Annotated in this window: 8 protein-coding genes and 1 pseudogene; 5 read left to right on the forward strand and 4 right to left on the reverse strand. The window is 69.0% G+C overall.

The features are described from left to right. Nucleotides 1-97: 97 nt before the first annotated feature. From LGN10_RS06445 to LGN10_RS06455, 3 genes and pseudogenes are all read right to left on the reverse strand, one after another. Nucleotides 98-2,002: a dipeptide ABC transporter ATP-binding protein gene (locus LGN10_RS06445; protein WP_226222366.1), complete on the reverse strand. Its 1,905-nt coding sequence runs from the start codon at nt 2,000-2,002 to the stop codon at nt 98-100. 26 nt (nt 2,003-2,028) lie between these two features. Then, nucleotides 2,029-3,021 (reverse strand): isoaspartyl peptidase/L-asparaginase family protein, encoded by a 993-nt coding sequence (locus LGN10_RS06450; protein ID WP_226222462.1) that lies wholly within the window; start codon nt 3,019-3,021, stop codon nt 2,029-2,031. A 3-nt stretch (nt 3,022-3,024) separates the two neighbouring features. Continuing rightward, a pseudogene (locus LGN10_RS06455) lies at nt 3,025-3,963 on the reverse strand (MurR/RpiR family transcriptional regulator); the annotation flags it as partial. Nucleotides 3,964-4,435: 472 nt separating this feature from the next. Between LGN10_RS06455 and LGN10_RS06460 the strand changes: the two are divergent. The 5 genes from LGN10_RS06460 to LGN10_RS06480 all read left to right on the forward strand — a co-directional run bounded on the left by LGN10_RS06460 (nt 4,436) and on the right by LGN10_RS06480 (nt 12,110). Beyond that, nucleotides 4,436-5,707 (forward strand): MFS transporter, encoded by a 1,272-nt coding sequence (locus LGN10_RS06460; protein WP_226222368.1) that lies wholly within the window; start codon nt 4,436-4,438, stop codon nt 5,705-5,707. A 26-nt stretch (nt 5,708-5,733) separates the two neighbouring features. Then, nucleotides 5,734-8,154, forward strand: coding sequence for a glycoside hydrolase family 31 protein (locus LGN10_RS06465; RefSeq protein ID WP_226222370.1), 2,421 nt, complete (start codon nt 5,734-5,736; stop codon nt 8,152-8,154). A 128-nt stretch (nt 8,155-8,282) separates the two neighbouring features. Beyond that, a complete protein-coding gene (locus LGN10_RS06470) occupies nt 8,283-9,470 on the forward strand; it encodes a porin (RefSeq protein ID WP_059639328.1) in 1,188 nt (395 codons plus the stop codon). 310 nt (nt 9,471-9,780) lie between these two features. Continuing rightward, nucleotides 9,781-11,802: a BCCT family transporter gene (locus LGN10_RS06475; RefSeq protein ID WP_226222371.1), complete on the forward strand. Its 2,022-nt coding sequence runs from the start codon at nt 9,781-9,783 to the stop codon at nt 11,800-11,802. Continuing rightward, entirely contained in the window at nt 11,799-12,110 is a 312-nt protein-coding gene (locus LGN10_RS06480; RefSeq protein ID WP_226222372.1) for a hypothetical protein, read from the forward strand. Before LGN10_RS06475 ends, LGN10_RS06480 begins: the two co-directional genes overlap by 4 nt. Nucleotides 12,111-12,218: 108 nt before the next feature. On the opposite strand, the gene LGN10_RS06485 is transcribed toward LGN10_RS06480, so the two are convergent. Continuing rightward, on the reverse strand, nt 12,219-13,067 hold the full coding sequence (locus tag LGN10_RS06485) for a class I SAM-dependent methyltransferase (RefSeq protein WP_226222373.1): 849 nt from the start codon (nt 13,065-13,067) through the stop codon (nt 12,219-12,221). Nucleotides 13,068-13,124 lie beyond the last annotated feature (57 nt).

Raw genomic sequence — 13,124 nt, forward strand, 5'->3', positions numbered from 1 at the left:
TGGGCTCCTATCGGTGAATCGGTGACGCCTCACGGGCGTTTCGGTTTCGACTGCCTGCCGGTTCGTGCGCCGTCATCGCAACGCACGACTCCACTACTCAATACGCGCCGCCGACGCGATGCGTCGCGACGTAATGATCGGGGCCGACCGCGACGAGCGGCGCGACGACGGGCTCGTCGCCGACCGCGCGGATCGGGCTCGGAATCTCGTCGGCCGCGAGCTGGCGCGGCGCATGCCGGCGCGCGGGGTCGGCCACCGGCACCGCGCTCATCAGCTTCTTCGTGTACGGATGCTGCGGCGCCTCGAACACCGCGCGGCGCGGGCCGATCTCGACGATCTGGCCGAGATACATCACCGCGACGCGATGGCTGATGCGCTCGACCACCGCCATGTCGTGCGAGATGAACAGGTACGCGACGCCGAGTTCGCGCTGCAGGTCGAGCATCAGGTTGACGATCTGCGCCTGCACCGACACGTCGAGCGCGGACACCGACTCGTCGGCGATCACGACCTTCGGGTTCAGCGCGAGCGCGCGCGCGATCGCGATCCGCTGGCGCTGGCCGCCCGAGAATTCGTGCGGATAGCGGCGCGCGGCTTCCGGCGGCAGGCCGACCTTGTCGAGCAGCCAGTCGACGCGCGCCTGCGCTTCACGGCCGCTCGCGACGCCGTGCACGAGCAGCGGCTCCATGATCGAGAAGCCGACGGTCAGGCGCGGGTTCAGCGACGCGAACGGGTCCTGGAAGATGAACTGGATGTTCCGCCGCAGCGCCTGCAGGTCATGCCCCTTCATTGCGCTGATGTCGCGACCGTCGAATTCGATCGAGCCGCTCTGCGATTCGACGAGGCGCAACAGCGAGCGGCCGGTGGTCGACTTGCCGCAGCCCGATTCGCCGACGAGCGCGAGCGTCTCGCCCGCGCGCAGCTCGAAGCTCACGCGCTCCACCGCATGCACGTACTGCGACACGCGGCCGAACACGCCGCTCTTCACCGGAAAGCGCGTGACGAGATCGCGCACGCGCAGGATCGGCGGCGCGGCGTGATCGACGAGCGGCTGCGCGTCGTTCGCGGCGGACACCGCGGTCGGGGCCGCGGCCGTCGCGCTCGTGCCGTCCACCTTCAGCAGCGGGAATTTCTCCGGCGCGTCGGTGCCCTGCATCGAGCCGAGCCGCGGCACGGCCGCGAGCAGCGCCCGCGTGTAGCGATGCGCGGGCGTCGCGAAGATGCGGTCCGACTCGCCCTCCTCGACCTTCTCGCCGCGATACATCACGAGCACGCGGTCGGCCACTTCGGCCACCACGCCCATGTCGTGCGTGATGAAGATCACGCCCATGTTCATTTCGTCCTGCAGCCCGCGGATCAGTTGCAGGATCTGCGCCTGGATCGTCACGTCGAGCGCGGTCGTCGGCTCGTCGGCGATCAGCAGCGCGGGGCGGCACGACAGCGCCATCGCGATCATCACGCGCTGCCGCATCCCGCCCGACAGTTGGTGCGGATAGCGCGCGAACACGCGGCGCGCTTCCGGGATGCGCACGAGATCGAGCAGCCGCAGCGCTTCCGCGCGGGCTTCGGCCGCGCTCTTCGACTGGTGCAGCGCGATCGCCTCGCTGATCTGGTCGCCGACCGTAAACACCGGGTTCAGCGACGTCATCGGCTCCTGGAAGATCATCGCGATGTCCGCGCCGCGGATGCCGCGCATCGTCGCGGCGCTCGCCTGCGCGAGATCGACCAGCGCGCCGCCACGGCGCCGGAACGCGATCCGTCCGCTCGTGATCTCGCCGCCGCCGTGCTCGACGAGCCGCATCAGCGCGAGCGACGTGACCGACTTGCCGGAGCCCGATTCGCCGACGATCGCGAGCGTCTCGCCGCGATCGACGTGAAACGACACGTTGCGCACCGCGTCGAACGTCGCGCTTTCGCGGCGGAACGTGACCGACAGGTCATCGACGGCCACCACGCGCTGCTCGGGCAGCGCCAGGGCCGACGGGTTACGGCTCGAAGTCATCGCGTATCTCCTCGTGCGATCCGGTTTCAGGCCGCGTCGTCGCGGTAGATGCCGACGACCGGCGCTTCCCCGACGCGCGCGTAGCCGCGGTACATCCCTTCGGTGTTGAACGGCATCGCGACGTTGCCGTGCGCGTCGACCGCGATGATTCCGCCGCGGCCCACCAGGCGCGGCAGCTTGTTCATCACGACGTCGTGCGCGGCGTCGGCGAGCGACGCGCCGCGATATGCGATCTGCGCGGCGACGTCGTGGGCCGTCGCGAGCCGGATGAACATCTCGCCGGTGCCCGTCGACGAGACCGCGCAGGTCGCGTCGTCCGCATAGCAGCCGGCGCCGATGATCGGCGAATCGCCGACGCGCCCCGGCTGCTTGTTCGTGATGCCGCCCGTCGACGTCGCCGCCGCGATATGGCCATGCACGTCGCACGCGACCGCGCCGACCGTGCCGTGCTTGCGGTCCGGATCGAGCGGTTCGGCGGGTTGCGGCTGTGACTGGCCGAACACGAACGTCGCCGCATCGTGATCGAGCATCGCGCCGGCCGCCGCGCGCGCCTTGACCCACTGCGCATGCCGCGCTTCGGTGTCGAAGTAGTCGGGTTCCACGAGCTCGAGCCCCTGCGCGGCCGCGAATGCGTCGGCGCCCGCGCCGGCGAACAGCACGTGTTCGCTCGCCTCCATCACGCGCCGCGCGGCGAGTACCGGATTGCGCACGCGGGTCGCGCAGCAGATCGCGCCGGCGCCGAGCGTCGCGCCGTCCATGACCGCCGCGTCGAGTTCGTGCTTGCCTTCAGCCGTATACACGGCGCCGCGCCCGGCGTTGAACAGCGGGCAATCCTCGAGCATCCGCACCGCGACGGTGACGGCGTCGAGCGCGCTGCCGCCGTCGGCCAGCACCTGTTGCGCGGCCTGCAGGATCGCGGTGAGTTCGGCGCGGTACCGACGTTCGGTGTCGGTATCCATCGCTTCGCGCAGGATCGTGCCTGCGCCGCCGTGAATCGCGACGATCGCGGGTGAAGTCATGATTTTTTCGGACGGGGGGGAAGAAGGGTTGGCGGCCGGCAGCGCCGCTTGCGGCTGCACGAGCCACGGCAGCAGGAATTCGGTCATCTCGGCGGCGGATTTCGCGGACCGGTGCGTGCGCAGCGCGACCGCGTCGATCAGCGCCTCGATCATCGTCAGCACCGCGGCCTCCGACGTGGCCGCGAAGCGCCGCTCGGCCTTGACGTACAGGTTCAGCGACGCGATCGGCGCGAGCGGCGATTGCGGGCCGTCGGAGATGCCGAGCACGCGCGCGCCGCGCGCGGCCGCACGACGGGCCAGCTCGATCGTGTCCTTCACGTAGCGCGGAAACGCGAGCGCGATCACGAGATCGCGCGAATCGGCGGTGTACAGACGTCGCGCCGCATGCGATGGCCCGCCGAGCAGCGCGAGCGACTGCACGCTGTCATGGCAGACGGACAGTCCGTGCTCCATCAATCCGGTCAGAAACGCGCTCGACCCGGCGCCGAGAATCAGCACGCGCCGCGCGCCGACGATCGCCTCGACCGCCGCCTCGACGTCGGCCGCATCCAGTTGCGCGCGCGTGTTCTCGATGTTGGCGACAGCCTGGTCGAACACCGCATCGATCCAGACCGCGCCGCGTACGCCGGGCTCCTGCTCCTGCGCCGAACGCAGCCGCTCGACCGGCCCGAGCGTGGCCTCGAAGCCGCGCACGAGCGCCGCGCGCATCGCCGGATAGCCGTCGAAACCGAGCGCCTTCGCGAAGCGGTTCGCGGTCGCGATCGACGCGTTCACGGCCTGCGCGAGTTCATCGATCCGCATCGTCGCCGCGCGAAACGGGTTCGCCAGCACGAATTCGCCCATGCGCCGGTGAATCGGCGTCATCAACGGCATCGCCGATGCGATCCGCTCGGCGATCGCAGGTTCGTCGTGACTGACATCGGGCGGAACGAGAGGCGTCATGCGAAGGGTTGTTGCAAGGTTCGATGAAAATGAATTTACACAATCTGATGGCCGGAAAAAAATAAATTTTCATCAGGGTTGTCACCCCCGCGCACCTTCGTCAGCCGTCCGCGAAGTCGCCCGCCCGCGCCGCACGGGCCTTCGACGAACGACGCCCTTCCGTCGCGACCCCTGTGTCGGGCGCACCGTCATCGGGAAAACCCCAAGCAAGTTCGTTCGAATGCAGATTCACGTTGACCGGATTCGCATTCGAACATAGGATGTTCGAAAATGATCAGTCGTCAGATAACATTGCAGTGTGATGACGATCAAATGTTCGCTCGAACACCGTGAATTCGATATAAACCGGTACAAACCGGCGGGCAGTAAGATCGGACATCGTACGAACGAAAACGAAACAAGCCATCCCGACGGATGGCCCTCATGGACCGGGCAGGCGCCGCGCGCCCGCCCTGCCTGACAGGAGACAGCAGTGAAGACAGTCAAGGCGTTGCGCTGGTGGATCATCGTGCTCGTGTGTCTCGGCACGATTCTCAACTACCTCGCACGGAATTCCCTCGCGGTGCTCGCGCCCGAGCTCAAGCAGGTGTTCGCGATCTCGACGCAGCAGTACTCGTACATCGTCGGCGCGTTCCAGATCGGCTACACGATCATGCAGCCGGTATGCGGGTTCATCGTCGACCTGATCGGGCTGCGGCTCGGCTTCGCGCTGTTCGCGATGCTGTGGTCGGTGGTCGGCGTCGCGCACGGCTTCGCGTCCGGCTGGCTGTCGCTCGGCATCCTGCGCGGCTTTCTGGGCCTGTTCGAGGCGGCCGCGATTCCGTCGGGGATGAAAGCCGTCGCCGAATGGTTTCCCGACCGCGAGAAATCCGTCGCGGTCGGCTACTTCAACGCGGGCACGTCGCTCGGCGCCGCGATCGCGCCGCCGCTCGTCGTGTTCATCTCGATGCGGTTCGGCTGGCAGGCCGCGTTCATGGTCACCGGCGCGCTCGGCTTCATCTGGGCCGCGCTCTGGTACACGCAGTACCGGTCGCCGGCCGACCATCCGCGCATCACGGCGCGGGAACGCACGCTGATCCGCGACGGCCAGGCCACGATGCCGCCCGTGTCCAGGCGCCGCGTCCGCGACGTCGTCACCGCCCGGCGCTTCTGGGCGATCGCGCTGCCGCGCTTCTTCGCGGAACCCGCGTGGCAGACTTTCAGCTTCTGGATTCCGCTGTATCTCGCGACCGAGCGCCACATGCCGCTCACGCAGATCGCGGTGTTCGCGTGGATGCCGTTTCTCGCGGCCGACCTCGGCGGCATCGCCGGCGGCTACCTGTCGCCCTACCTCGCGAACCGCTTCAAGCTGCCCCTCGTGTGGTCGCGCGTCGCCGGCGTCGCGCTGGGCGCGGTGCTGATGCTCGGGCCGGCGATGATCGGGCTCGTGTCGTCGCCGTACACCGCGATTGCGCTGTTCTGCGTCGGCGGCTTCGCGCACCAGATGATCTCCGCGCTCGTCAACACGCTGTCGGCCGACGTGTTCGATTCCGAGGAGGTCGGCACCGCCAGCGGCTTCGCCGGGATGGCCGCGTGGATCGGCGGCCTCGGCTTCTCGCTGCTGGTCGGCGCGCTCGCCGACAAGATCGGCTATGCGCCGCTGTTCGCGTGCCTCGGCCTGTTCGACATCATCGGCGTCACGCTGCTCGCGGTGCTGATCCGCGGCCAGTCGAAGCAGGAACGCCTGCTCGCGCGGCACGCCTGAGCTCCGTTTTTACCAGGAATCGCCTTATGACTTCGCTCCTTCATCCGCCCGTGTTCCGCGTCGCCAGCCACCACGCGAACCGCGTGCTGCTCGCGTCCGATACGGGCGCCACCCTCGAAATCTTCGTGCTCGAGGACGACATCGTGCGCTTGCGCGTGCTGCCCGACGCGACGGCGCGCACCCCGCGCACGTGGACCATCGCGCCCGGCCTCGACGACGTGCCGCTCGACGGGCGCGACCGGCTCGACCTGAGCGGCTTCGCGCTGCCCCACTACGACTTCGCCGAAGACGACGACGGCGTGCGGATCGAAACCGCGCAGATCCGGCTCGCGGTGCGCCGGCAAGGCGGCCACTGCACGTGGTCGATGCGCGGCGCGGACGGCGCATGGCGCATCGTGCTCGCCGACCGCGCGACGCAGGCGTACAACTTCGGCTGGTGGGACGATCGTGCGTATCACTACGTCGCCCGCGAGCGGAGCGACAAGGTATTCGGTCTCGGCGAACGCGCGGGCGAACTCGACCGCACGGGCGCGCGCTTCGAGATGCGCAACATCGACGCGATGGGCTACAGCGCGAAGCACACCGACCCGCTTTACAAGCACATCCCGTTCTACATCACGTGGTCGCCCGATGCGCGCCAGGGGTTCGGGCTGTTCTACGACACGCTGTCGGACTGCACGTTCGACATGGGCCGCGAACTCGACAACTACCACGGGCTCTATCGCTACTTCGTCGCCGAGCACGGCGATCTCGACTACTACTTCATCGCGTCGCCCGATACGCCGCTCGCGGCCGCGCGGCGTTTCACGTGGCTGACCGGGCGTCCGGCGCGCACGCCGAAATGGGGGCTCGGCTATTCGGGCTCGACGATGAGCTACACCGATGCGCCGGACGCGCAGCAGCAGATGAACCAGTTCGTCGAGCAGTGCGACGCGCACGACATCCTGTGCGATTCGTTCCACCTGTCGTCGGGCTATACGTCGATCGGCGCGAAGCGCTACGTGTTCAACTGGAACCGCGACAAGTTTCCCGACGCGAAGGGTTTCGTGCAGCACTATCGCGACCACGGCATCCGCCTGTGCGCGAACATCAAGCCGTGCCTGCTGCGCGACCATCCGGCCTTCGACGACGCCGCGAAGCGCGGTCTGCTGATCCGCTCGGCCTCCGGCGAGCCCGCGTGGGTGCAGTTCTGGGACGAGGTCGGCGCGTACGTCGACTTCACGCAGCCGGACGCCTACCGCTGGTGGCGCGAGCAAGTCACGTCGGCGCTGCTGGAATACGGGATCGAGTCGACCTGGAACGACAACAACGAATACGAGATCTGGTCGCCCGACGCGATCGCGCACGGCTTCGGCCAGCCGTTTCCGGCGCGCGAGGCGAAGGTCCTGCAGACGATGCTGATGATGCGCGCGTCGCGCGACGCGCAGCGCGCGCATGCGCCGGCGCGGCGGCCGTTCCTCGTGTCGCGCTCCGGCGGCGCAGGCATGCAGCGCTACGTGCAGACGTGGTCCGGCGACAACTACACGTCGTGGGAAACGCTGCGCTACAACCTGAAGATGGGCCTCGGGCTCGCGCTGTCGGGCGTATCGAACATCGGTCACGACATCGGCGGCTTCTCCGGCCCCGCGCCGTCGCCGGAGTTGCTGCTGCGCTGGGTGCAGTTCGGCATCTTCATGCCGCGCTTCAGCATTCATTCGTGGAACGACGACGGCACCGTCAACGAACCGTGGATGTACCCGGAGATCACCGCGCAGATCGCGTCGCTGATCAAGCAGCGCTACCGGCTGCTGCCCTACCTCTATCACCTGCTGTGGCTGTCGACGACGCGCTACGAGCCCGTGCTGCGGCCGACCTTCGCCGACTTCCCGGGCGACGTGCGCTGCTACGACGCGTGCGACGACATGATGCTCGGCGACGCACTGCTGGTCGCGCCGGTCGTCGATCCCGGCCAGTCCGAGCGCACGGTGTATCTGCCGTCGGGCGCACGCTGGACGTGCTGCGCGAGCGCGCAATCGTTCGACGGCGGCGCGAGCGTGACGCTGCCCGCGCCGCTCGACACGCCGGTGATGCCGCTGCGCGAAGGCCGCGTGCTGCCGCTGAACGTCGCGGAACAGCACTTCGGTGCGCGCGCCGACACGCGCGGCTTCCTCGTCGCGCCACGGATCGAGGACGGCGTCGCGTACGGCGAATGCGTCGAGGACGACGGCGAAACGGAAGCGTGGCGCGACGGCGAATACGGACTGTGGCGCATCGAGACCGGCCGCGAGGCGTCCGGCGCGCTCGGCGTGTCGGTCCGCTGGGACGGCCGCCCGGCGCGCCCGGCCGACCGTGTCGAGATCCTGTTGCCCGCGTCGCTGCAAGGCCCGGTGGCCGTGCGCGGTGCGCGCGTCGAGCAGGATACGCGGGACGGCGCATGGCGCCGCCTCGTCGTCGCGTTCGACCACTGAACCGCTGAACCGCTGAGGCCGAAGCCAACCCGATCAGGCGGGCCGTTCGCGCGGCCCGCCGCCTGCCACAGAGGAGGCATTCAACCTCCCGCCCCCCTTGAAAAGATGAAGAGACCCGGAGATCGACAATGACAGCACCCGTCAACCGTTATGCAATCCTCATTTTATCGGCCGCGTCGCTCGGCACGACCGCCGCCCATGCGCAGAGCAGCGTGACGCTGTACGGCGTGGTCGACGATTCGATCGCGTACGTGAACAACCAGCAGGGACACTCGAACGTCTATATGCGCGACGGCAACCTGTATGCGTCGAAGTTCGGGCTGCGCGGCGACGAGGATCTCGGCGGCGGCACGCACGCGATCTTCGACCTGCAGGCCGGCTTCAACCTGAATACGGGCGCGCAGGCCGCCGCCGGCACGATCTTCAACCGCCAGGCCTTCGTCGGCCTGCGCAACGTTCGCTACGGCACGGTCACGGCCGGCCGCCAGTACACGCCGTACTTCCTGTTCGTCGGCCCGTACGCGTCGAGCAGTTGGCTGACCGGCGCCACCGGCGCGCATCCCGGCGACATCGACGGCCTCGACACGACGATCCGCGTGAACAACTCGGTCACCTATACGTCGCCGACCTTCGCCGGACTCACCGCGAGCGCGATGTACGCATTCGGCGGCATCGCCGGCGCGACCGGCAAGGGCAACACGTTCAGCGCCGCGCTGCGCTACGCGAACGGGCCGATCGGGATCGCGGCCGGCTACCTGCGGATCAACAGCTCGGGTTCGTCCGCAGGCTTCCAGAATCCGGCCACCGCGGCGTCGGGCAGCTTCGCGGTATCCGTGCTGAACCAGGGTTATCTGACCGCGAAGGCCGTCGAACAGGTCGCGGCGGCCGGCAACTACACGCTCGGCGACCTGACGATGGGGCTCAACTATTCGAACGTGAAGTACCTGCCCGGCAACGGCTCGGCCTTCACCGACACGGCCGTGTTCAACACCTACGGCGCGCTCGCCGCGTACCGCTTCACGCCGACGTTCTCGGTGGCCGGCGCATTCGCGTACACGCTCGCATCGAAGGCGAACGGCGTCGCGAGCGCGGCCCGCTATCAACAGTACTCGCTGAAGGAGTCGTACAGCCTGTCGAAACGCACGACGCTCTACGCGCTGCAGGCGTACACGCATTCGAGCGGGCAGACGCTCGGCGCACAAGGCGCCGGGCACATCGTCGACGCGGCGCCGATCGTCGGCGATTCGCAGCAGCTCACGCCGTCGACGACGCGCGGCCAGTTCGTCGGCATGGCGGGGATCGCCGTCACGTTCTGAACCCGACGGGCGGCCCCTCGGCACGCTCTCCACGCCCCGGACGATGCGCACCCTGCATGCGCCGTCCGGGCGCCCCATAGACGTTCTCCACGACGTTTCCCCGTCCCGCCACCAGCCCGGCCGGCGCAGCGCGCCGGTTTTCCCGATCGCCCCGATACCTTACAATTCGTCAGGTTCGATTCCCTCTGCATACCCGTTCTTGCAGTCCTGACACCGCGGTACACTCGACGCATGCCGTATCAGGGTCCGACGCGCGACGTGCGCGCCGGGCGGCGTTGCGCGTCGTTGCGCCCACAACTGGATACCCGCCATGCCGGATCTCCGTCCCTCGCCTCGCACGACATTCAAGCCGCAGGTCGTCCTGCCCGCGCTCGCCGTGATCGGCGCGCTGCTCGTCGTGTGCGCGCTGCACCCGAGCGAAGCCGGCGCGCTGTTCCTCGCCGGCCAGCAATGGGTCATCGCACGTTTCGACTGGTTCTACGTGCTCGCCGTCACCGGCTTCCTCGTGTTTCTCATGCTGATCGCCGCCAGCGACTTCGGGAAGATCCGGCTCGGCCCCGACGATGCCGAACCCGAATTCAGCTTCGTGTCGTGGACGGCGATGCTGTTCGCGGCCGGCATGGGCATCGGGCTGATGTACTTCGGCGTCGGCGAGCCGATGCAGCATTTCCTGAAGCCGCCGACGGTCGACCCCGGCACGCCCGACGCCGCGCGCGAGGCGATGCTGATGACCTTCTTCCACTGGGGCTTCCATGCGTGGGCCATCTACGGGCTGATGGGGCTCGTGCTCGCGTACTTCGGCTTCCGCTACAACCTGCCGCTGACGCTGCGCTCGGGGCTGTATCCGGTGCTGCGCGAGCGCATCGACGGCTGGATCGGCCACACGGTCGATGCGTTCGCGCTGGTCGGCACGGTCGCCGGCATCGCGACGACGCTCGGCTACGGCGTGATGCAGCTGAGCGCGGGCCTGCATACGGTCGCCGGCTGGGACACGGGCAGCAATACGTTTCGCCTCGGGCTCGTCGCGCTCGTCGTGATCCTCGCGGGGCTGTCGGCCGCGAGCGGCCTCGACAAGGGCGTGCGCAGGCTGTCCGAGCTGAACCTGCTGCTCGCGTTCCTGCTGCTCGCGTTCGTGGCCATCGCGGGCCCGACGGCGTTCCTGCTGCGCGCGCTCGCCGACAACATCGGTCAGTACCTGTCGAGCCTCGTCGACCTGTCGTTCCGCACCTATGCATACGCGCCGCCGCGCGAGGAAGGCTGGTTCGGCGGCTGGACGATCCTCTACTGGGCGTGGTGGGTGTCGTGGTCGCCGTTCGTCGGCATGTTCATCGCGCGCATCTCGCGCGGCCGCACGATCCGCCAGTTCGTGATCGGCGTGCTGCTCGTGCCGACGGCGTTCAACCTCGTGTGGATGACGGTGTTCGGCAACAGCGCGATCTGGCTCGATACGCACGGCGCGGCCGGCGCGCTCGCGCAGACGGCGACCAGCGTCGATGCGCTGCTGTTCCGCTTCTTCGATTTCCTGCCGTTGCCGCAACTGCTGTCGATCGTCGCGATCGTGCTGATCGCGGTGTTCTTCGTCACGTCCGCGGATTCGGGCGCGTTCGTGATCGACCAGATCGCGACGCGCGGCAGCGCGCATTCGCCGGTCTGGCAGCGGCTGTTCTGGGCCGCGCTGCTCGGCGTGACGGCCGCGGTGCTGCTCGTCGCGGGCGGGCTCGGCGCATTGCAGGCGATGACGCTGATCGCCGCGCTGCCGGTTGCCCTCATCATGCTCGCGCTCTGCTACGGGCTGTGGCGCGGGCTCGCGGCCGACCGCGCGCACTATTCGCAGGACGTCGCGCCGGCGACGAGCTTCTGGACCGGGCAGCACTGGCGCCACCGCCTGACGCACATCCTGCGGCAGACGACCGAAGCCGAGGCGCGCCAGTTCGTCGCGGAAACGGTCGAGCCCGCGCTGCGCAAGGTCGCCGACGAGCTGCGCGCGAGCGGCGTCGATGCGCACGTGCAGCGCGACAGCGACGATGCGGTGCGGCTCACCGTGCCGACCGCCGACCATCGCGATTTCGTGTACGGCGTGCGCGTCACCGCAAAATCCGCGGCCGCGTTCCTGGTGCGCGAGGCGGCCGAGCCGGACGCGTCGCGTGCGCACGTGTATGGCATCGTCACGTTCTTCGAGGACGGCCGGCTCGGCTACGACGTCGAATACCTGCGCGGCGACGAAGTGATTGCCGACGTGCTGCGCCAGTACGAACGCTACGTGTCGCTCGCGGCGGACACGCGCACGCATCTGCTGAGCCGCGCGCCGGGGCACGCGACGGAGGCCGAATGAGCGGGCTGCTGCACAGCCGCGCCGCCGACATCATCGCGCTCGCCACGCTCGCCGTGCTGTACCTCGGCGGCGGCGCCATCGCGCTGTGGCGAATCCGCGCGGCGCCGCCGCGCGGCAAGATCTACTGGATCGTCTGCGCGGCGCTGCTCGCCGGCGGCGCAATCGCAATGGCCGGCAACCTGGCGCCGGTGCCGAACAGCGGCGAAATGCCGCCCGGTTTCGCGCTCGGCGTGGAGGCCGTCCTGCTCGGTCTCGTGCTGGCGGCCGGTGGTTGCGCGTGGTTGATGCTGCGCGCGCGCCAACGCTGACGCACGCACGTCGCGCGGCCCTGCTTCGTCACACGGGTGCGCGTCATCCCGGCGCGGACGGGCGGCCAGGGCTTCCCTGATCCGCTTCCGCGGCTTTCACGCGACACGTCAGGCAGACGGCGCGCGCGCCGTCACCAGCCAGCACGCCGCATCGAACCGCACCTCGGCGCCATGCACGTACGGCTCGAACGCCGCGCGCGTCGTGTCGATCACGCGCTGCCGCGTTGCTTCGTCCGTCTTCAGCAATGCGAGGCCGACGGGGCCCAGCCGGGCGATGTAGTCGTCCAGCGCGGACGCCGGCAGCACACACGCGCGGTCGACCGGCTCGATCGCGACGTCGGCCCAGCCGCTGTCCGACAGCACCGACGCGATCCGCTGCCGGTCGCCGAACGCGAACTGCCCCGGCGCGCCGGGCTGGCGCGCGGGCAGGTTCGGCAACAGCGGCGCGGCCGCCCGCTCGGCCGTCGTCATGAACGGGTTGTCGGCCGCGCCGCGCCACGCGACGAACCGCATCCGCGCGCCGGGCCGCGCCGCATGCCGCAGGTTCGCGAACGCCCGCACCGGGTCCTCGAAGAACATCACGCCGAGGCGCGACACGATCAAGTCGACGCTGGCGGGCTCGAACGCATGCGTCTGCCCGTCCGCGCACACGAACCGGGCGCGCACGCCGCTGCGTTCGGCACGCGTGCGGGCAGCGTCGATCATCGGCGCCGAAATGTCGATGCCCGTGCACTGCGCGCCCGCGCCGAGCCGCCGCGCGATCGCGAGCGTGACCGCGCCCGTGCCGCAGCCGACATCGAGCACGTGCATTGCGGACGACGCTGCCGCGGCATCCGCCAGCAGCGTTTCGAACGGCTCGAACATCCGGTCCATCAGTGCCTGCGCATCGACCCATGCGCGCCCCGACGGACCGTTCCAGAGCGCGGATTGCGCTTCGTTGGGCCGGTTGGCTTCCATCGTCGATTCCCTTCCGATTCGTTGATGACGAACCGGACTGTACTGCTTCAAGCCGGC

The sequence above is a fragment of the Burkholderia sp. AU32262 genome (assembly GCF_020419985.1).
Lineage (GTDB): Bacteria > Pseudomonadota > Gammaproteobacteria > Burkholderiales > Burkholderiaceae > Burkholderia > Burkholderia semiarida.